The 18,855-nt window shown below is 66.6% G+C and carries 18 protein-coding genes; 8 read left to right on the top strand and 10 right to left on the bottom strand.

Translation table 11 applies throughout. The features are described from left to right. Positions 1-8: 8 nt before the first annotated feature. From AC1DDG_RS19015 to AC1DDG_RS19005, 3 genes are read right to left on the bottom strand one after another with little or no spacing between them, the layout of a single operon-like run. Entirely contained in the window at positions 9-1,376 is a 1,368-nt protein-coding gene (locus tag AC1DDG_RS19015; protein WP_476877283.1) for an MFS transporter, read from the bottom strand. Between the two features lie 49 nt (positions 1,377-1,425). Then, positions 1,426-2,019 (bottom strand): DUF3027 domain-containing protein, encoded by a 594-nt coding sequence (locus tag AC1DDG_RS19010; RefSeq protein ID WP_230117928.1) that lies wholly within the window; start codon positions 2,017-2,019, stop codon positions 1,426-1,428. 8 nt (positions 2,020-2,027) lie between these two features. Beyond that, positions 2,028-2,411, bottom strand: coding sequence for a cold-shock protein (locus tag AC1DDG_RS19005; RefSeq protein WP_230117927.1), 384 nt, complete (start codon positions 2,409-2,411; stop codon positions 2,028-2,030). A gap of 185 nt (positions 2,412-2,596) precedes the next feature. Here AC1DDG_RS19005 and AC1DDG_RS19000 point away from each other — a divergent pair, with 185 nt between their 5' ends. The 6 genes from AC1DDG_RS19000 to AC1DDG_RS18975 all read left to right on the top strand — a co-directional run bounded on the left by AC1DDG_RS19000 (position 2,597) and on the right by AC1DDG_RS18975 (position 9,722). Beyond that, the gene (locus AC1DDG_RS19000) at positions 2,597-2,830 is read left to right on the top strand and encodes a hypothetical protein (RefSeq protein WP_476877282.1); all 234 of its coding nucleotides are present in this window, start codon (positions 2,597-2,599) and stop codon (positions 2,828-2,830) included. Between the two features lie 10 nt (positions 2,831-2,840). Continuing rightward, complete coding sequence (locus AC1DDG_RS18995; protein WP_476877281.1) at positions 2,841-5,339, top strand: helicase-associated domain-containing protein; 2,499 nt, start codon at positions 2,841-2,843, stop codon at positions 5,337-5,339. A 13-nt stretch (positions 5,340-5,352) separates the two neighbouring features. Then, positions 5,353-6,999 (top strand): DNA repair helicase XPB, encoded by a 1,647-nt coding sequence (locus tag AC1DDG_RS18990; protein ID WP_230117924.1) that lies wholly within the window; start codon positions 5,353-5,355, stop codon positions 6,997-6,999. A gap of 62 nt (positions 7,000-7,061) precedes the next feature. Further along, complete coding sequence (locus AC1DDG_RS18985; RefSeq protein ID WP_230117991.1) at positions 7,062-7,775, top strand: response regulator transcription factor; 714 nt, start codon at positions 7,062-7,064, stop codon at positions 7,773-7,775. A gap of 2 nt (positions 7,776-7,777) precedes the next feature. Continuing rightward, complete coding sequence (locus AC1DDG_RS18980) at positions 7,778-9,310, top strand: sensor histidine kinase (protein ID WP_476877280.1); 1,533 nt, start codon at positions 7,778-7,780, stop codon at positions 9,308-9,310. A 124-nt stretch (positions 9,311-9,434) separates the two neighbouring features. Then, complete coding sequence (locus AC1DDG_RS18975) at positions 9,435-9,722, top strand: WXG100 family type VII secretion target (RefSeq protein WP_230117922.1); 288 nt, start codon at positions 9,435-9,437, stop codon at positions 9,720-9,722. A 37-nt stretch (positions 9,723-9,759) separates the two neighbouring features. Here the strand turns inward: AC1DDG_RS18975 and AC1DDG_RS18970 are convergent, their stop codons facing one another. From AC1DDG_RS18970 to AC1DDG_RS18945, 6 genes are all read right to left on the bottom strand, one after another. After that, positions 9,760-10,746, bottom strand: coding sequence for an RNase H family protein (locus AC1DDG_RS18970; RefSeq protein WP_476877279.1), 987 nt, complete (start codon positions 10,744-10,746; stop codon positions 9,760-9,762). Positions 10,747-10,864: 118 nt separating this feature from the next. After that, on the bottom strand, positions 10,865-12,493 hold the full coding sequence (gene groL, locus AC1DDG_RS18965; protein WP_230117920.1) for a chaperonin GroEL: 1,629 nt from the start codon (positions 12,491-12,493) through the stop codon (positions 10,865-10,867). Positions 12,494-12,782: 289 nt separating this feature from the next. Beyond that, positions 12,783-14,066, bottom strand: a complete 1,284-nt coding sequence (locus tag AC1DDG_RS18960; protein WP_476877278.1) for an ABC transporter substrate-binding protein — start codon at positions 14,064-14,066, stop codon at positions 12,783-12,785. 32 nt (positions 14,067-14,098) lie between these two features. Then, positions 14,099-14,302, bottom strand: coding sequence for a cold-shock protein (locus AC1DDG_RS18955; protein ID WP_230117918.1), 204 nt, complete (start codon positions 14,300-14,302; stop codon positions 14,099-14,101). Between the two features lie 158 nt (positions 14,303-14,460). Beyond that, positions 14,461-15,105: a LytR C-terminal domain-containing protein gene (locus AC1DDG_RS18950; protein ID WP_476877277.1), complete on the bottom strand. Its 645-nt coding sequence runs from the start codon at positions 15,103-15,105 to the stop codon at positions 14,461-14,463. A gap of 50 nt (positions 15,106-15,155) precedes the next feature. After that, positions 15,156-15,530 (bottom strand): DUF3263 domain-containing protein, encoded by a 375-nt coding sequence (locus AC1DDG_RS18945; RefSeq protein ID WP_476877276.1) that lies wholly within the window; start codon positions 15,528-15,530, stop codon positions 15,156-15,158. 114 nt (positions 15,531-15,644) lie between these two features. Between AC1DDG_RS18945 and AC1DDG_RS18940 the strand changes: the two genes are divergently transcribed. Together AC1DDG_RS18940 and AC1DDG_RS18935 are read left to right on the top strand one after the other, a co-directional pair. Further along, a complete protein-coding gene (locus AC1DDG_RS18940) occupies positions 15,645-16,421 on the top strand; it encodes a uracil-DNA glycosylase (protein ID WP_476877275.1) in 777 nt (258 codons plus the stop codon). Positions 16,422-16,466: 45 nt separating this feature from the next. After that, positions 16,467-17,306 carry a siderophore-interacting protein gene (locus tag AC1DDG_RS18935; protein ID WP_476877274.1) on the top strand — a complete coding sequence of 280 codons (840 nt, stop codon included), beginning with the start codon at positions 16,467-16,469 and terminating at the stop codon, positions 17,304-17,306. Between the two features lie 5 nt (positions 17,307-17,311). On the opposite strand, the gene AC1DDG_RS18930 is transcribed toward AC1DDG_RS18935, so the two are convergent. Continuing rightward, positions 17,312-18,808: a threonine/serine exporter family protein gene (locus AC1DDG_RS18930; protein WP_476877273.1), complete on the bottom strand. Its 1,497-nt coding sequence runs from the start codon at positions 18,806-18,808 to the stop codon at positions 17,312-17,314. Positions 18,809-18,855 lie beyond the last annotated feature (47 nt).

Here is an 18,855-nt window from a genome sequence, read left to right as displayed (position 1 = left end):
TTACAGCGTCAGCGTTCGACGGCGTCGTCCGGGCTTGTGTCCCGGGCGGCGCCGTCCGCCGTTCCGCCACCTTCACCGGTCCGAGTGCCGGTCCGGGCTGTCGGGCGACCGGCCTGGTTCAGCGAGACGAGCCGGATCTGTGGCAGCCCGCGGGGCTGCCGGCTCACACGGATCCGCAGCATTCTGGTGCGGATGATCCACACCAGTCCGATCGCGGCCGCCAGCAGGCCGGAGGCCGCCGCCACCGCCAGCGACCAGCGGGCCCCGGCGACGTTGGCCACCCAGCCCACCAGCGGTGCGCCGATGGGGGTGCCGCCCATGAAGATCGCCATGTACAGGGCCATTACGCGCCCCCTCATCACGGGGTCCGTGGTGGTCTGCACATACCCGTTCGCGCTGGTGAGCATGGTCAGGGCGAAAAGCCCGACGGGCACCAGCGCAACTCCGAACCAGAAGTAGCTCGGGGCGAGGGCGGCGAGCCCGGACGTGACGCCGAAGGCGGCGGCAGCACCGAAGATGATGCGCAGCCTGGGCCTGCTGCGCCGGGCGGACAGCAGGGCACCTGCCACCGAGCCGATGGCCATGATGGAGTTCATGAGGCCGAAGGCGCTGGCGTCCAGGCCGAATTCGGTGCCAACCATCGCAGCGATGAACAGGACGAAGTTGAGTCCCAGCGTTCCCACGATGAAGATGGCCACCAGGACCACCACGATGTCAGGACGGAAACGCACGTAGCGCAGCCCCTCGCGGATCCGGCCTTTGCCTGCCCCGGCGCGGGGCAGGGACCTGAGCGACGCCGTCGGGATTTTTGCCAGGCTGGCCAGCAGCGCAAGGAAGGTGACGGTGTTGATCAGGAACACCCACCCCGGCCCCACCGCCACTGTCAGGATGCCGGCAACGGCCGGGCCAATCATGCGGGCTACATTGAACGAGGCGCTGTTCAATGCAACGGCGTTCGGCAGGAGGTCGTCCCTGACCAGCTCGGACACGAACGTCTGGCGGACGGGCGCGTCCAGCGCGGAGACCATTCCCAGCATGAGCGCGAACGCGTAGACGTGCCAGAGCTGTGCCGCCCCCAGCACCACCAGGATGCCGAGGCCGGCACTTAGCAAGGCCATGACGGACTGGGTCACGACCAGCAGCTGCTTGCGGTTGTACCGGTCGGCGACGAGCCCTGCCACGGGCGCCAGGAACAGCTGGGGACCAAGCTGGAGCGCCATGGTTACACCCATCGCGCCGGCGTCATGGGCTGTCAGATGGTCAAAGACGAGCCAGTCCTGGGCGGTCCGCTGCATCCAGGTCCCGATGTTGGAGACGAGGGCGCCGACGAACCAGATGCGGTAGTTGAGGATATGCAGGGATCTGAAGGTGGACATCATTGCCTGCCTTCGGAGTACTCAGTCCCGGATGATCCCAACTGTGCGATCAGCCCCGTCCGCGGCTCTCGGCGTCGTAGCCGGCTTCGGCGTCTGTGGGTGCGTCGTCCGGGTCGGCCTCGGAAGCCTCCGCAGAATTCCCACCGTTAGCCTCGGCAGGTTCATCCTCCGGAGATGCGGCAGGGCCGTCCGCGGAATCCGCCTCGCGGGCAGTCTCGTCCTGGGGCGCGCCCTCTTCAGATGCCTCGTCCTCGCGGGCGTCCTCGGGACGTACCCGCTCGGCCCACGGAACCCATTCCGGGGCCAGGATTGAATCCTCGGAGGGCAACAAGCCCAGCTCATTCACTGTGATCACCTTTGACCGCGAGTTCCGCGTCAGCACGGCATACCACTGCCAGCCGAGGTACCCGGGCAGCCGCGACTCGAAGAGATGCGTCACAAGGCGGTCGCCCTCGGTGCGCGCCGCCAGGTGTTCGCCGATTTCGGATGCCTTCGCGATGCCTTCGATGGCGGTCCGTGCAAGGTCCACGGCAGCGGCCAGCACGGCATCCGGCTTACCGGTGCGCCATGCGGGGACGCCGGCGCGACGCTTGGGCGCCTTTGGCTCCACCTTGGATTCGCCCTGTTCAGGTTCCGGGTTCATGTGGATGCCTAAGCGTCCAGCTCGTCGGCAACCTTGCGCAGGGCGGCCGCGATGGCCTTGCCCTTGTTGCCCTCCGGGTATTTGCCCGCAGAAAGGGTTCCGGACAGGTTATCCAGCACTGTGACGAGGTCCTGAACGAGCGGCGCGAGATCCCTGGCGCTGGGGCGCTTGGCCTTGGCGATGGACGGCGTCTTGTCCAGGACGCGCAGGCCGAGGGCCTGGGCGCCCTTGCGGCCGTCGGCCACGCCGAACTCCACACGGGTGCCGGCCTTCAGTTCGGTGACGCCCTCGGGAAGCGCCGACTTGGGCAGGAACACTTCCTGCCCGTCCTCGCCTGCGAGGAATCCGAATCCCTTGTCCTTGTCATACCACTTGACTTTGCCGGTAGGCACGTAATCAACCTTCTTCGTTCTGGCGTTATATAAGACATGTCCGGCCATCAGCGCATCCGCACGGATGTGCGGGTTCAGGGTGTGACTGCCTGGTCCATGTTGGTCTGTTGCCTCAAGGTTATCCTGACTGGCTTGGGATTCCTGCTTTGAGGCGCGGCCGCGGCCGGACTGTTAGCGTTACGTGCATGATACCCACGCGTTTCCGGCGTCCCCTGATGATCGCCGCAGCGGTCCTGGCAGTGCTTTCCGTGGCCGCCGTGGGAATGGTGATGGCGTTGGCGTTTGGCGGCCAGCCGGCCCCTCCCTGGATAACTTCCGCCGCCCTTTACGGACTTCCGGTGGCCTTCGTCCTGATGTTCGTCCTGGTGATCGACGGAGTTACCGCCCGCCGCCGGGCAGGAAACGGCGGCGGGCGGTAACGTTGGACTGATGTCCCTTATTCGTGCGCTAAGCAAGGAACTGGAGGCACGCAGCGACGAGTCGCTGCGGGCTCTTTTCGCTGCGCGGCCGGATTTGATTTCGCCCGGTGTCCCGGATTTTGCGGCCTTGGCAGCACGCGCGAGCGCACGGGTCAGCGTGCAGCGGGCGCTGGAGCGCCTGAATCGGCCACAGATGCAGGTGCTGGAGACCCTTCACCTGTGCACGAACACCGATACCGGGCACAGCGCCTCGGCCACGGGCGTCAGGAAACTGATCGCCGGCTCAACGGTGGCCGCCGTTGAGCGGATCCTGATCTCGCTCCAGGAGTTGGCCCTGGTCCACCGGGCCGAGCCCCCTCACAGCGCCGGCCCCTCCGCGCACCGGCAACGGTTCTACCTGCCGGTGGGCAGCCTGAAGGACGTGGTCGGAATCTATCCGGCCGGGCTGGGCCGCAGTTACACCGAGCTGGTCCGGCTGCAGCCCGCCTTCGCCCAGCGCGTGGTCCATCTGGTGGCCGAACTGCACCGCAGCGGTGCCGAAATCCAGCCGGCCACCACGCCGATGGAGGCCGCGCTGGCGCTGCAGCACTGGACATCCTCCCCGGAGGCCCTGCGTGCCATCCTCGCCGGGGCGCCGGAACGCACGACGGCGCTGCTCGCCCGGTTCAGCAACTGGGCCATGGGTGCCGTCCCCCAGGCGCAGCGGAAAGCGTCCGTCACCGCTGAGGGTCCCGACGTCGGGCCTGTTGACTGGCTGCTGGCCCGGGGCCTGCTGGTGCCGCTGGATGCCGCGCACGTGGAACTTCCGCACAGCGTCGGCATGTCGCTCCGCGGCGGCGCGGTGATTGATGATTTTTCGCTGACTCCCCCCCGGCCGACGCTGGGAACAACCACAGGGTCCCTCCGCCGGAACGCCGCACTGGGAGCGATCGCCGAAACCCTGCGGCTTACCGGCGAGCTGCTCCACGCGATCAGGGAACAGCCGCTGGCCACGCTGCGGAGCGGCGGAGTGGGCATCCGCGAAATGCGCAGGCTTGCCGACTCGTTGCGGGTGGACCAGCATATTGCCGCCGTACTGCTGGAGTTCTGTGCGCTGTCGGGGCTGGTCCGGCTGGACGTGGACAGCTCCTGCTGGGTGCAGCCGCCCCAGCTGGAATGGCTGAGCCTCCCCCGGCAGGAACAGTGGCTATGGCTTGTCAACGCGTGGCTGGCCAGCGAAAGGGCTCCGTCCCTGGTGGGGCAGCCCACCAGTGGCCCGCCGGCCGGCCCGCCAAACCACCGGACGCCCACTGGAACCGTGGTCAACGCACTGTCCGCTGAGGCGCAGCGGTCCGACGCGCCCGTTGTCCGCAAACGAATCCTGGAAATACTGCAGGAGCTGACGCTCGAGGCCGAAGCGCCCGATGGCACCGCTCCCGTCCTTAACGCCGATGCCGTGCTGCAGCGCGCCGAATGGTCCCAGCCCCGCATGGCGCGGCGCTTCAGCTCGCTGATCCGGGGAGTCCTGGCAGAGGCGGAGATGCTCGGGCTGGTCGGTTCCGGTGCCCTCAGCCAGCTGGGAGCCGCCATCGCAGCCGACGCGCCGGACGACGCCATGGACATCCTCGGCGAACACCTGCCTGCCGCGCTCAACCACGTCCTGCTGCAGGCCGACCTGACCGCAGTCGCTCCCGGGTATCTGACGCCCGAATTGAGCGAACAGCTGCAGGGGATGGCAGATGCCGAGGGACAGGGCCCGGCCACCATCTACCGCTTCTCGGTGCAGTCCATCCGGCGGGCCCTGGACTCGGGGCAGGATGCCGCGGCCATCCTGGAATTCCTCCGCCGGCATTCGGCCACCGCTGTACCGCAGCCGCTGGAGTACCTCGTCGAGGATACCGCCCAGCGGCACGGCAAACTGCGGGTTGGCGCCGCCGCCAGCTTCATCCAGAGCGACGACGAAGCGGCCCTTTTGGAGCTGGCCGGTGAAGCCGCGGCGGCCTCCCTGAACCTGGTCCGGATCGCCCCCACCGTCCTGGTGTCGCATGCATCGCCCCGGCAGACCGCCTTGGTGTTGCGCGGGCTGGGACTGTCGCCCGCCGTCGAAGAGCCGGAATCCGCCGTCGTCCGGTTTAACCGCACCACACCGGTTGCGGGCGCAGGCGCCCGTCCGGTGTACAGCGCGCCGCGGACGGCGCCGCCGGACGCCGACATTGCGGCGCAGCTGGCGGTGCTCCGCAGCCGTGCGGCCGTGGCAGGCTCCAACGGCCACCATTCCAGTGCGGCCCTCAACGGCGGAGAGGAAGCAACGCAGCTGGGACTGGAAACACTGCGGAAGGCCATCCGGCTCAAGCAGCGCGTGACCATGAACGTGGTGGACAGCCTGGGGAATGCCAAGCTGGAAACGGTTGTTCCGGTGTCTGTAACCGGCGGACGGGTCCGGGTTTTCGACCCTGCCAAGGACACCGAGCGAGTGCTGTCCATCCACCGGATCATCGACATCGAAGCTACAGAGGAAATGCACCAGTGAAGGTTTTCGCCGCATGAATGACGGCCCGCTGATTGTCCAAAGCGACAAAACCATCCTCCTCGAAGTGGATCACGAGCAGGCCACCGAGGCCAGGCACGCCATCGCGGCCTTTGCCGAGCTGGAGCGCGCGCCGGAGCACATGCACAGCTACCGGCTGACCCCGCTGGGACTTTGGAACGCACGGGCTGCGGGGCTGGATGCCGAGAAGGTGCTGGACACCCTGCTCAAGTACTCCCGCTTCCCGGTGCCGCACTCGCTCCTGATCGACATCGAAGAAACCATGTCCCGCTACGGCCGGCTCCGGCTTGAGAAGGATCCGCAACACGGGCTGGTGATGCGCACCAGTGACTACCCGGTGCTCGAGGAGGTCAGCCGGGCCAAGAAGATCCAGCCGCTGCTGGGTCCGCGCATTGACGGCGAGACCGTAGTGGTCCACTCCTCGCAGCGCGGCCAGCTGAAACAGCTCCTGCTTAAGATCGGCTGGCCGGCGGAGGACCTGGCGGGGTACGTCGACGGCACGCCCCACCCCATCATGCTCAACGAGTCCGGTTGGAAGCTGCGGCCGTACCAGCAACTGGCGGCGGAGAACTTCTGGGCCGGCGGCAGCGGTGTTGTGGTGCTCCCCTGCGGTGCCGGCAAAACCCTGGTGGGCGCCGCGGCGATGGCCACGAGCTCCACCACCACCCTCATCCTCGTCACCAACACCGTCTCCGCGAGGCAGTGGAAGGACGAACTCCTCAAGCGGACCTCGCTCACGGAAGATGAAATCGGCGAGTATTCGGGGGCGGTCAAGGAAGTGCGGCCAGTCACGATCGCCACGTACCAGGTGCTTACGACGAAGCGTGGAGGCCTCTATCCGCATCTGGAGCTTGTGGACGGCCACGACTGGGGTCTGATCATTTACGACGAAGTGCATCTGCTCCCTGCACCGATCTTCCGGATGACGGCCGACCTCCAGGCCCGCCGCCGCCTGGGGCTGACTGCCACGCTGGTGCGTGAGGACGGCCGTGAAGGCGAGGTGTTCAGCCTCATCGGCCCCAAGCGCTATGACGCGCCGTGGAAGGACATCGAGGCCCAAGGCTATATTGCCCCGGCGGACTGCGTCGAGGTCCGCGTGGACCTTCCCCGCGATGAACGCGTCGCCTACGCCATGGCCGACGACGCCGACAAGTACCGGCTGTGCGCCACGTCCGAAACCAAGACCCAGGTGGCGGAGCAGCTGGTGGAAAAGCACCGCGGCGAGCAGGTGCTGGTGATCGGCCAGTACATCGACCAGCTGGATGAGCTCGGCGAGCGCCTGGGCGCTCCGGTCATCAAGGGCGAGACATCCGTCAAGGAGCGCCAGAAGCTCTTCGCGGCTTTCCGCGCGGGCGACGTCCAGACGCTCGTGGTCTCCAAGGTGGCCAACTTTTCCATCGATCTCCCGGAGGCGTCAGTGGCCATCCAGGTCTCCGGTTCCTTCGGGTCGCGGCAGGAGGAGGCCCAGCGGCTCGGCCGGCTGCTGCGCCCCAAGCAGGACGGCAGGGCGGCGCGTTTCTATTCGCTGGTGGCCAGGGACACCCTGGACCAGGACTTCGCCGCCAAACGCCAGCGGTTTCTGGCCGAACAGGGCTATGCCTACCGGATCATGGACGCGAAGGACGCGGGCGCGGTGGGGTAGCCACAACCAACACACAACTTTCATTCAGAAAACTCCCAGTTTCTGGGAGCATCATGGGAGATATGAAAAAGAACGGTGCCGAAGCAAAGCTCCTCGTGGTCGATGATGAACCGAACATCCGCGAGCTGCTGTCCACGTCGCTGCGCTTCGCAGGGTTTGAGGTGGTGTCTGCGGGCAACGGGCGCGACGCCCTGGCCGCAGCAGAAGCCCATACCCCCGACCTTGCGGTGCTCGATGTGATGCTTCCGGATATGGACGGGTTCACCGTGACGCGCCGGCTCCGCGCCGCGGGCAAACATTTCCCGGTCCTGTTCCTCACCGCCAAAGACGACACCGAGGACAAAGTCACCGGACTCACGGTGGGCGGTGACGACTACGTCACCAAGCCGTTCAGCCTCGACGAAGTGGTGGCCCGGATCCGTGCAGTGCTCCGCCGCACCCAGCCGATGCTCGACGACGACGAAGCTGTCATCCGCGTGGACGACCTCGAGCTCGACGACGACGCCCACGAGGTGCGCCGCGGCGGGACGGTGATTGAGCTGTCCCCCACCGAGTTCAAGCTTTTGCGGTACCTGATGCTCAATCCGAACCGGGTGCTCTCCAAGGCACAGATCCTGGACCACGTCTGGGAATACGACTTCAACGGCGATGCCTCGATCGTGGAGTCCTACATCTCGTACCTGCGCCGCAAGGTGGACATCGATCCCGAAGCCCCGGCCCTCATCCAGACCAAGCGGGGTGTGGGGTACGTGCTCCGGACAGCAGAAAAGCGCTGATCTTGCTCGAACGTTGGAAGTCCGCCACCCTCCGGTCCCAGCTGGTGGCCATCATGATGGCACTCATGCTGGTGGCACTCGCCGTGACCGGAGTCGGCACACTGACGTTGTTGCGCAGCTTTCTTGAGGGCCAGGTGGACGACAAGCTCCGGGCCGCCGTCGAGTCCGCCGAGCAGCAGCGGTCCTTCAGCCAGCTCATTGTGCCCAACCCGGTGATCCCCACCGATTACACGGTCACGGTCTACTATCCGGGGGCAGCTGGGCGCAACCTCGATGGAAAGACTCAGGACCGCCCGGACATCGACCACATCACAATTGATGAGGCCCGGCTGCGGGGGTTCAAGCCGTACCAGGTCCGCGGTACGGACGGTGCAAACTGGCGCGTGGTCGCCGTCAGCATCCTGGACAGCAACCAGCAGAGGGCAGTGGTGGTTGTGGGGCTGCCGCTTTCGCCGGTGGACGAAGTGCTGCGCCATGCCACGCTGGTCGTGGTGGGCGTTGGCCTGTTGACCCTGATCCTCGCCTTCTTCATCGCGTCCTGGATGGTAACCAGGTCGTTCAGGCCACTCGCCCGGGTGGAGAAAACTGCCGCCGCGATCGCGGCCGGTGACTTGTCGCGCCGTGTGGCCGTGGGTAATCCGGCCACGGAGGTGGGCCGCCTCGGACGTTCGCTGAATGCCATGCTGGCCCACATCGAGGCCGCCTTTGCCGCCCGGATGGCATCCGAGGACCGGATGCGGCGCTTCGCGGCGGATGCTTCCCATGAGCTGCGCACTCCGCTGGTGACCATCAGGGGCTATTCCGAGCTCTACCGGCACGGGGCGCTGCAAACTGACGAGGACGTGTCGACTGCCATGGGCAGGATCGAGAGCGAAGCCAAACGGATGGGCTCCATGGTGGAGGACCTGCTCCTGCTTGCCCGGCTGGACGAGCAGCGGCCCCTGCAGGAGAAGCCCGTTGACCTGCAGCTCATCGCCCACGATGCCGTGGTGGACACGCAGGCGAGCGACCGGGACCGCACGATCACCCTGACCGGGCTCGACGGCGGAAACGCCGCGCCGGCACCCGTGCTCGGCGACGAGTTGAAGCTCCGCCAGGTGGTGGGCAACCTGGTGGGAAATGCACTGCGGTACACGCCCGAGGGAACGCCGATAGAGCTTGCCGTGGGCGTGCGAAATGACGAGGACGGTGCGCCGCTGTCTGTCCTCGAAGTCCGGGACCACGGACCCGGTATTCCTGAAAGCGAAGCGCCGAAGGTCTTCGAGCGCTTCTACCGGTCAGACACCTCACGCACGCGGGAAACCGGCGGAAGCGGCCTTGGCCTTGCCATCGTGGCGGCCATCATCGGTTCGCACGGCGGCTCCGTGCGGGTGGAAACCACCGACGGCGGCGGCGCAACCCTGGCGGTCAGCCTCCCGCTCCGGGATGACTCAGAGGACGGCCACCGCGGGGACGGAGCCAGCGAGGACCTGGGCAGCCATAACGACGGGCAGGACCGCGGCAGCCAGGACGACGGGCAGGTTATCCACATATAGGAACCGGCTGTGGTGCGGGCTGCCGTCATGTTCGTAGGCTCGACTCAGCGGACCGGGAGACCGGCTGCTTCTTCCAATACCGGTCCGCGGACCCCGGTTCCGCGCACGTCGAGAGGCCACAGCCATGAGCATCATTTCCGTCGATACTGAACTCCTCCAGGTGAAGTCAGCCAACGTGAAAGCGACAGTTGACCGCATCAGCGCCGACGTCCAGGCGATGAAGCGTGGCCTGGATGAACTCCAGGCCACGTGGCGCGGTTCGGCCGCCACGAACTTCCAGGCGCTCGTCACCGAGTGGACCCTGACGCAGGGAAAGGTGGAGGCGTCCTTGGCGTCGATCAACCTCGCGCTCTCGTCCGCTGCCGCCACCTATGCCCAGGCCGAACAGGGCAACGCCCAGCGCTTCAGCTGAGACGCCCGTCAGGGCGTGGCAGGTCGTCGTGGACCCGTCAGGCCTCCGGGGTGCCCTGGTGGAAGCGGAGGCGCCATTGTCCGCCGTCGAGGACCCACAAGGAGCTGCGGAGGTCCGCGCCGGCGCGGGAGTGGCTCCGGTAGGTGAGCAGGATGGCGTCCGCGCCGATCCGGTCGGCACTAATCACCTCCAGCTCGGTCGGACCGCCCGGGCTTTCCTCGAGCGACATCATCATGGCATCGCGGGTCCAGATCCGGCCGGAGCTGCCGATCTCCGTGAACTCCGGATGCAGAAGCACGCCGGTCCGCCCGATGTCGCTGCGCACATCCGGGCGGAGGAGTTCGCGCTCAAGCGCCTCCACGGATTCCTCCGGGCTGGGGCTGCCGGGGGCCGCGGCAAAGGCATCCGCACCCAGTTCACTGAAGAGATCCGGCTCGCTGGCGGCGGACAGACCCATGCCAGCCACGTCGCCGCGGGCTTGCCTGCGGAGGTCCGGTCCTGAGATGTCCTGGCCGCCGAAAAGGTCCAGTTCGTCGGCCTCGTCCGGTCCGGTGCGGTCCGGACGCGTGCGGTCCGGACGCGTGCGGTCCGGTTCCGTGCTGGCCGGTTCCGTGCTGGCGGGCCCGTCGGTGCCGGCCCGGGCGTTCGGCTGGGCGCCTGCCCGGGCCTCCTCTGCGCCGAGCGCCGGCGCTCCGCGGAAGCCGGGCCCGGAGCGTGCGGCCACTCCCTGCTGGAAGGCCACGGCCACGGCCCGGGCACGCTCGTCGGCCGCTTCGTTCAGGTCATGGCCGGCGTGGCCCTTGACCCATTCGAAGGTGTACTTCCGCCCTGCCAGTTCCTTGTCGATCTCCTTCAGGAGGTCCACGTTCAGCACCGGCTTGCCGTCGGCCTTGCGCCATCCCTTGCGCTTCCAGCCCGGCATCCATTTGGTCACCGAGTTGATGACGTACTGGCTGTCGCACAGGATCCGGAGGTCCTCCTGGGGAATGTGGGCCGTAGCGCGGAACAGGTCCAGCACAGCCATCAGCTCGCCCTGGTTGTTCGTTCCGTGCGGCCACCCTCCGGCGCGCCAGCAATCGCCCCACCCGAAGGTGGGGCCGCCGCTGCTCTTACGCGTTATTCAGCGATAGGAAGGCCGGGGGTTAGAAACCGCCCATGCCGCCCATGTCGTCGCCGCCGCCCATGGCCGGAGCGTTCTTCTCCGGCTTGTCGGCTACTACTGCCTCGGTGGTGAGGAACAGGCCGGCAATCGAAGCCGCGTTCTGCAGGGCAGAGCGGGTTACCTTGACCGGGTCGTTGATGCCGGCAGCCAGCAGGTCGACGTACTCGCCGGTTGCAGCGTTCAGGCCGTGGCCTGCGGGCAGGCCGCGGACCTTGTCGACCACAACGCCGGGCTCAAGGCCTGCGTTGAAGGCGATCTGCTTCAGCGGAGCGTCGATGGCAACGCGGACGATGTTCGCACCGGTTGCTTCGTCGCCGGTCAGGTTCAGGTTGGCGAATGCCTTGAGGCCTGCCTGGATGAGCGCAACGCCACCGCCGGCCACGATGCCCTCTTCAACAGCAGCCTTCGCGTTGCGGACGGCGTCCTCGATGCGGTGCTTGCGTTCCTTGAGCTCAACCTCGGTTGCGGCACCGGCCTTGATGACTGCAACGCCGCCGGCCAGCTTGGCCAGGCGCTCCTGCAGCTTCTCGCGGTCGTAGTCCGAATCGGAGTTTTCGATCTCGGCACGGATCTGGGAGACGCGTCCGGCGATCTGGTCGGCGTCGCCGGCACCTTCGACGATGGTGGTCTCGTCCTTGGTGACAACAACCTTGCGGGCGCGGCCCAGGAGCTCGAGGCCAGCGGTCTCCAGCTTCAGGCCGACTTCCTCGGCGATGACCTGGCCACCGGTGAGGATGGCGATGTCGGCGAGCTGCGCCTTGCGGCGGTCACCGAAGCCCGGAGCCTTGACGGCGACGGACTTGAACGTGCCGCGGATCTTGTTGACGATCAGCGTGGCCAGAGCCTCGCCCTCGATGTCTTCGGCGATGATCAGCAGCGGCTTGCTGGACTGCATGACCTTTTCGAGGACAGCAACCAGTTCCTTGACGTTGGAGATCTTGGAGTTGACGATCAGGATGTAGGGGTCCTCCAGGACCGTTTCCTGGCGTTCGGTGTCCGTGACGAAGTACGCGGAGATGTAGCCCTTGTCGAAGCGCATGCCTTCGGTGAGCTCCAGCTCCAGGCCGAAGGTGTTGGACTCCTCGACGGTGATGACACCTTCCTTGCCGACCTTGTCCAGGGCCTCGGCAATGAGAGCACCGATTTCATCGTCACCGGCGGAGATGGAGGCCGTAGCGGCGATCTCTTCCTTGGTTTCGATTTCCTTGGCGTTGTCCAGCAGTTCGCGGGTTACCGCTTCAACTGCCTTCTCGATGCCGCGCTTGAGGGACAGCGGGTCAGCGCCGGCCGCGACGTTGCGCAGGCCTTCCTTGACCAGTGCCTGTGCCAGCACGGTAGCCGTGGTGGTGCCGTCGCCAGCGACGTCATCCGTCTTCTTGGCAACTTCCTTGACCAGCTCGGCGCCGATCTTCTCGTAAGGATCGTCCAGCTCGATCTCCTTGGCGATGGAAACACCATCGTTGGTGATCGTGGGGGCGCCCCACTTCTTTTCGAGGACGACGTTGCGTCCACGCGGGCCGAGGGTGACCTTGACGGCGTCGGCGAGGATGTTCAGACCCCGCTCAAGACCGCGGCGTGCCTCTTCATCAAATGCAATGATCTTGGCCATAACGGCAGTAGTCCTTTCGGGACAGTCGTTAAGAATGAACCTCGCTGCGGTGCCCGCGACGGACGATCTTTCCTGCAGGCCTCTGTATGCCGGCAGTACGGATCTCACCCCAACCAGGTGTTTCTTTCGCTCCATGCACGGCCGCCGGCCTCGCTGACGGCCTAAACCGGGCGATGCCTTAGCAGTCGATACGCAGGAGTGCTAATCAATAATTAGCACTCCCCCGGGGAGAGTGCAAGCAGTAGGCGCGAAATTCCGGGAGCTTGCGTGCCCGCTTCGCTCCCAGCGATTAATCGGCGGTCCGGCTGGCCGTTTCACTCCCGGTGAGTTTCGCCTTGTTATCAGCGCCGTAGGTGAACACCATGTAGTTGGCCACTGTGACCTCGCCGTCCGCATCGAACCGGACCGGCCCCGACTCGCCGTCGTAGTCAACCGCGGTTCCGGCTTTGACAGCGGCGAGGCAATCCTTGTACGTCCTGCATGCGGACGGCTTGCCGGCGGGTTGTGTTGCCGCGACGGAGGCGCCTCCCGAGACGGAGATCAGCTTCGCGGCCACCGACGCACCGGCGTCGTCATCGGCGGCGGCAGCGGCAAGGGCCGCAAGGTTCACCGCGTCGTAGGTTTCCGCGGCGTAGGTCATGTCCTTGAGGCCTGCGTCCACCGCCACGAGTTCACCCTGCAGGTGCGCGGAGGGGAAGACTCCGGGGACGATCCCGTGGGCCCCGTCCAGCGCCTTGGAGGCAAGGTCCGAACCGTACTGCTTGAAGGCGCCGTCGGCCAGGACTAGCTTCTTTCCTGACAGCCCAGCATTGTTGAGCTCGGCAATGGCGCCCTGTGCATCTTCACGGGCAACCACGACGACGGCGTCCGGGGCGGCATCGCGGGCAGCCGCTGCCGCTTCCTGGGAGTCGCCCGGTTTGAAGCCAGCCACTGTCACAGGATCCAGCCCTGCGCTCTTCGCGGCTGCGGCCACGGCCGTCGACACTTCCGTGCCATAGGCGCCGTCCTCGTGGACCACAGCGATGCTCTTGGCGCCGCCGTCCTTGGCCAGCTTCACCAGCACGGCTGCCTGCGCAACGTCGGCGGCCGCGGTACGGAAGTAGTATCCGCCGCTCTTGTAGGTATTCAGCTGCCAGGCAGTGTTGGCGGGTGAAATGAGCGCCACCTTGGCCTTGGACAGCACGTCGATGGCGGCCGGAGCGTGGCTCGAATCGGTAGGGCCGATCACCACGTCCGCTTTCGCGTCCACGAGTTCCCGCGCCAGGGCGGCGGTGTCAGCGCTGACCTTTTCCGGCAGCAGCTCCACGGGCTTGCCCTTGTGGCCGCCGGCGGCGTTGATCTCCTGGATGGCGAGTTTGGCGGCCGCCAGCTGCGCACCGTTCAGGAACGCCTGGCCGCCGGTGTTGTCCAGAATCAGGCCGATCCGCAAGGTGCCGTCGCCGCTGGCCTCGACAGATGCTGTCCGGGCATTTCCGGCTGATCCGGAGCACGCACTCAGCGCCACAACGGCTGCAGCACCCCAGGCGGCGGCGCGGGCGGATGTCCAGGTGCCGGTCCGCCGTCGGGCTGTCACGGGGGCAAGGCTGCGGGCGGCGGGGAACACCACTATGCGGGCCGGACGCTTTCCGCCTGGGGGCCTTTTTCGCCTTCGCCGACCTCAAGTTCAACGCGCTGTCCCTCATCGAGCGCGCGGTAGCCATCACCCTGAATCGCAGACCAGTGCACGAAGACGTCATCGCCCGAGCCGTCAACTGTAATGAAGCCGTAGCCCTTTTCAGCGTTGAACCACTTCACGGTTCCCAATGCCATGATCTCCACACTTTCAGATTGCTTCCGTAAGGCCCACCTCAGCGTGTGCCGTGAATTACGCTTCGAAGCCTGAAATCACTCTATCCACTGGGGCCCGCCGGGAGGCAGGCAGAAAGCCGGAACCGGCGGCAATAGTTATTCAGGCGTAACCCAAATCGTCACTGGAATCCGGGGCCGAGCACCACGGCAACGGGGGTCTGGAACTCTGCACTTTCCACGAACGTCGTGATGTTCAGCAGGGCCCCGATGGCCTCGGCGCTGGCCTTGTGCGCCGCATCTGAGTAGAAGATGACCGACTGCTGCTGAGGCGCGCCCTGCCAGTTGGCCACCTGGCCCAGGGCCCAGCCGTCGGCCTGGACCGTGGCTCCCACCCGGCCCGCGAGTCCGGACGTCAGCGTGCCGTTGTAGACCGAAACGGGGAGGGTTTTGTCCACAGTTGACCCGAGAGCCTGGGCCGCTGCAGGAGCTGTGGCAGAGGGCGATGATGACGGGGTGGCGGACGGCGCAGCGGCGTTCGAGGCGCCGGACGCCTTCACCTCCGTGGACGGCTTGGCTGAGGAAGTCGCTGACGGCGTCGACGACGGTGCGCCTGCGGCGTTGGCTGACGACGGGCTAGCAGCGGCCTGGAACCCAAGTTGCGGCAGCAGGAGGAACGCGACGAGGCCGACGGCAAGGGCGCCGATCCCCACGCTCAGAATGGGCCACAAACGCGGGCGGGACGGCGCCGAAACGGCACGGTGTACGCCCTGCCGGGAAGAGGCTTCAGGGACCCTGTCGAATTCGTCCCGAGCATAATTGGTCATGGTAAAGCGACGTCCTTGTTGGTCTTCTGCCGGCGGTTCGGCACTAACGATTACGCGTCAGACCCCAGGCGGCGTGCAGTGCGGGCCCGCTGACGTGACGTACGTAGTCTACGCAATCTCTTCACCAGCATGGGGTCGTGGGCCAGCGCAGTCTCGGTATCGATCAGTGCATTGAGGATCTGGTAGTAGTGCGTCGCTGAGAGGTCGAACAGTTCGCGGATGGCCTGTTCCTTGGCGCCGGCGTACTTCCACCATTGCCGTTCCAGCGCCAGCATCTGCTGCTCACGCTCACTCAGCGGCGAGTCCCGCAACTGGAAGTCATCCAGCAGCGAACCGCGCCGCGGTCCGGTGTTCTGCGCCTGGTCCGCCTGCGGGTTCGGCGCCGCATGCTGTTCTGCGAGATGGTCCTGCAACGGCTCCGCCACTGCATCCTCCTTCGCTGAATCCGGTAAAAGTCCACCACCCATGTTACGGACGAATAACAGCGTTGTCATTTACGCCGTGTGACGTGGGTGGCGCAGCGGGCGGCTGCTGGGAGAATGGGTGCTGTGACTGAACCTGAACCCCTGTTTGAGCTGGGGGCAGCCGAGACGGAGACCCTTGGCTTCGCCGAGATGGCCGGGATGCCCCTGATTGAACTTATGGCTCCTGACTGGGCCGGGGCGCTGGCCGCGGTGGAGGGTGAGCTGAGGTCGGTGCTGTCCTTCCTGGCCGGTGAGGTGGCGGCGGGGCATGCGGTGCTGCCTACGCCGTCGAACGTCCTCAGGGCTTTCCGCCAGCCTCTGGCGGATGTGCGGGTGCTGATTGTGGGCCAGGATCCGTACCCCACGCCGGGCCACGCAGTGGGCCTGGCCTTCTCCGTGGACGGCCGGACACGGCCCATCCCCCGCAGCCTGGCGAACATCTACAAGGAACTTGAATCGGACCTGGGGCTTCCGGCAAGGGTCCACGGCGACCTCGGTGCGTGGGCCGGCCAGGGCGTGCTGCTGCTCAACAGGGTCCTGAGCGTGCGCGGGGGCGCCGCCGGCTCACACCGCGGAAAAGGCTGGGAATCCATCACGACGGCGGCGGTCACCGCCGTTGCTGCGCGCCGGACGGCGGATGGCGGCAGGCTCCCGCTGGTAGCTGTGCTTTGGGGAAAGGACGCCGAAGGCTTGCGCGCCCTGCTCGGCGACACCCCGGTGGTGGCCACTGTCCACCCCAGCCCGTTGTCTGCATCCCGCGGGTTTTTCGGCTCCAGGCCCTTCAGCCGGGCCAACGGATTATTGCAGGAGCAGGGCGACGGCGGAGTTGACTGGGAACTGCCCGTTCTGTGACGCCCCGATGCAGCCGGGCAGGCTACTTAGCCTAGGCTTACTTTCATGACTTCTGTTCCAGCCGCGACGTCCGCCACGCGGAAATCCCGCCCCCAGATCAACCTCACCGTCATCAGGCGCGAGCAGCTTTCCGCGCACATGGTGCGGATTGTGGCGGGCGGCGACGGGTTCGCGGATTATGTGAACAACGGCTTCGTGGACAGGTACGTCAAGATTGCCTTCCCGCAGCCGGGCGTGGAATATCCGGAGCCGCTGGATCTGTGGGCCGTCCGCGAAACGATGCCGCGGGAGCAGTGGCCACACACCCGGACCTACACGGTCCGGTGGGTGGACGAGGCTGCACGTGAACTGGCCATCGACTTCGTCATCCACGGTGACGAGGGGCTGGCAGGTCCGTGGGCCGCTTCCGCCCGGCCCGGCGACAGCATCATCTTCACCGGCCCGGGAGGCGGCTACAACCCGGATCCCGCGGCGGACTGGCATCTGCTGGCCGGCGACGAGGCGGCTCTGCCCGCGGTGGCCGCCGTCATCGAATCCCTGCCGTCGGACGCCCGCGGGCTCGCGTTCCTGGAGGTGGAGTCCGACGCCGACATCCAGGCGATTGCCGCCCCCGCGGCCCTCCAGCTGGTCTGGCTTCCACGCGAAGGCGTCCCCGCCGGGGGCAGCGAACTGCTGGTCAACGCCGTGCGGAATGCCCAGTGGCCCGACGGCCGGGTGGATGTCTTTGCGCACGGCGAACGGGGCTACATGAAGGGTCTGCGAGAGGTGCTGTTCCGGGAACGGGGGCTGGAGCGCAGCCAGGTGTCTCTGTCCGGCTACTGGGCCAAGGGCCGGGTGGAGGACGACTTCCAGGCCGAGAAAAAGCTGCCGATCGGGAAGATCTAGCGGCGTTAGCGGCGCCGTGCCCGCCGTCGTTCGTTGCTCGCCAGGCTCCGGGTCAGCGGCCTGGCCAAGGTGTCGCCGAGCACAATCCCGCCGGCAACGCCGAGCACAATCGCCCCGGCGTTGAGCATGCCGCCGGCACCGAGCAGGATCTCCGATTCCTCAATCGTCAGCACATACATCGAGCGGAAGATGGTGAGCCCGGGCAGGAGAATCAGTGCCGCCGGAACGGCGACCACCAGCTGGGGTGCGCCCATTTTCAGCGCCACCACGCGGGCCAGCAGCCCAATGACCACGGCTGCCAGCGCCGGGGCGAAACGGGGACCAATGCCGATGGCTTCTCCCCAGATAAGGACGAGGTGGCCCACCACGCCCACGGCCGCCGTCGGGAGCAGCAGCTTCCAGGCCGTCTGTTCAGTGATGCCGATGGCCACGACGGCAATCGCCACCAGGACGACCTGTACCCACAGCACATACGCGGGAGGGAACGTCTCGGTCACATTGATCGTCTCCATGCCGGTCATGTCACCGACCACAAACGCGACGGCAATCCCGGCAACAAGCGCGCCGAACGTCAGCATGGTGGACAGGAACCGGCCGGCCGCCGTGACCGGGAAGCCATTGATCGCATCCTGGACCGAAGACACAAGGCGCCCGGTAGGCAGCAACAGCAGGATGCCGCCCACCACCACAATGGCCGGCGCGATCTGGATCCCTGCCAGGGGGCCGAACCGCCACAGGAGCAGCGCGACGAAGGTGACCACGAAGGAACAGGCGGCCGTGATGAAGAAGTCGGGCACCCGCCACCGGCCCAGCTGCCGTGCCAGAAGGCTGATCAGCAGGTTCGAGGCGAACGCAATGGCGGACGCTCCCGGTCCGCCGCCCAGCACCCCGACGAACACCGCGGAAAAGACGCCGAACGCCACCGTGACCATCCAGCGGGGAAAGGGCTTGGGGCTGCGGATGATCTCGTCGAGCCGGCGGATGGCCTCGTCCCTGCCGACGCCCCCTGCCACGATGTCGGTCACCAGCTGGTGTACCTTGGCCACCCCCGCGTAGTTGTTGGTCCACGAGCGGACCACCCGCAGAAGGGCGATGGGCGTCTGTTCCTTGGGCGCGTAGTTGATGGCCACCGACTGGTTGGTGATGTCCACTTCGATGTTCTTCAGGCCCAGCGCCGCAGTGACCGCGATGATGCTGGTCTCCACTTCGAGGGCACCGGCCCCATACCGGAACATTGATTCGGCCAGGTGCAGGGCGAAGTCCATGGTCTTGCGGGCCGAGGTGTCAACGCCGCTGACCTGGATCATCGGGTTGGCGTAGGGGCTCCCGGCGAGCCGGTCCACGATGCTCAGCGGCGCCGTCGGCGGGTTTTCCCCCTGGACCAGCCGGCGGAGCATGCGCTTGGCCGCCGCATTCTGGTGCAGCTGGGAAGGCGAGAGCGGTTCCGTCTTGGGCAGTCCGTCGGTATGCGGCCTGTTGGCTCCGCGGGGTTGTTTGGTCATTCCGGCCTCCCTCCGTGCAGTGCCGCTGATCTGGGCATAATTGGCTG

It is taken from the genome of Arthrobacter sp. 10L430, assembly GCF_056395245.1.
This window is presented reverse-complemented; position numbering and strand designations above follow the sequence as displayed.

What these genes read in the sequence shown, in the direction of transcription:
- AC1DDG_RS18955 (WP_230117918.1), bottom strand. Translation starts at nt 14,302, where the DNA reads ATGGCATTGGGAACCGTGAAGTGGTTCAACGCTGAAAAGGGCTACGGC.
- AC1DDG_RS18970 (WP_476877279.1), bottom strand. Translation starts at nt 10,746, where the DNA reads ATGGCTGTGCTGGACCTGTTCCGCGCTACGGCCCACATTCCCCAGGAG.
- AC1DDG_RS19010 (WP_230117928.1), bottom strand. Translation starts at nt 2,019, where the DNA reads ATGAACCCGGAACCTGAACAGGGCGAATCCAAGGTGGAGCCAAAGGCG.
- AC1DDG_RS18995 (WP_476877281.1), top strand. Translation starts at nt 2,841, where the DNA reads ATGTCCCTTATTCGTGCGCTAAGCAAGGAACTGGAGGCACGCAGCGAC.
- AC1DDG_RS19000 (WP_476877282.1), top strand. Translation starts at nt 2,597, where the DNA reads ATGATACCCACGCGTTTCCGGCGTCCCCTGATGATCGCCGCAGCGGTC.
- AC1DDG_RS18935 (WP_476877274.1), top strand. Translation starts at nt 16,467, where the DNA reads ATGACTTCTGTTCCAGCCGCGACGTCCGCCACGCGGAAATCCCGCCCC.
- AC1DDG_RS18975 (WP_230117922.1), top strand. Translation starts at nt 9,435, where the DNA reads ATGAGCATCATTTCCGTCGATACTGAACTCCTCCAGGTGAAGTCAGCC.
- AC1DDG_RS18990 (WP_230117924.1), top strand. Translation starts at nt 5,353, where the DNA reads ATGAATGACGGCCCGCTGATTGTCCAAAGCGACAAAACCATCCTCCTC.
- groL (WP_230117920.1), bottom strand. Translation starts at nt 12,493, where the DNA reads ATGGCCAAGATCATTGCATTTGATGAAGAGGCACGCCGCGGTCTTGAG.
- AC1DDG_RS18985 (WP_230117991.1), top strand. Translation starts at nt 7,062, where the DNA reads ATGAAAAAGAACGGTGCCGAAGCAAAGCTCCTCGTGGTCGATGATGAA.
- AC1DDG_RS18950 (WP_476877277.1), bottom strand. Translation starts at nt 15,105, where the DNA reads ATGACCAATTATGCTCGGGACGAATTCGACAGGGTCCCTGAAGCCTCT.
- AC1DDG_RS18930 (WP_476877273.1), bottom strand. Translation starts at nt 18,808, where the DNA reads ATGACCAAACAACCCCGCGGAGCCAACAGGCCGCATACCGACGGACTG.
- AC1DDG_RS18940 (WP_476877275.1), top strand. Translation starts at nt 15,645, where the DNA reads ATGGGTGCTGTGACTGAACCTGAACCCCTGTTTGAGCTGGGGGCAGCC.
- AC1DDG_RS19015 (WP_476877283.1), bottom strand. Translation starts at nt 1,376, where the DNA reads ATGTCCACCTTCAGATCCCTGCATATCCTCAACTACCGCATCTGGTTC.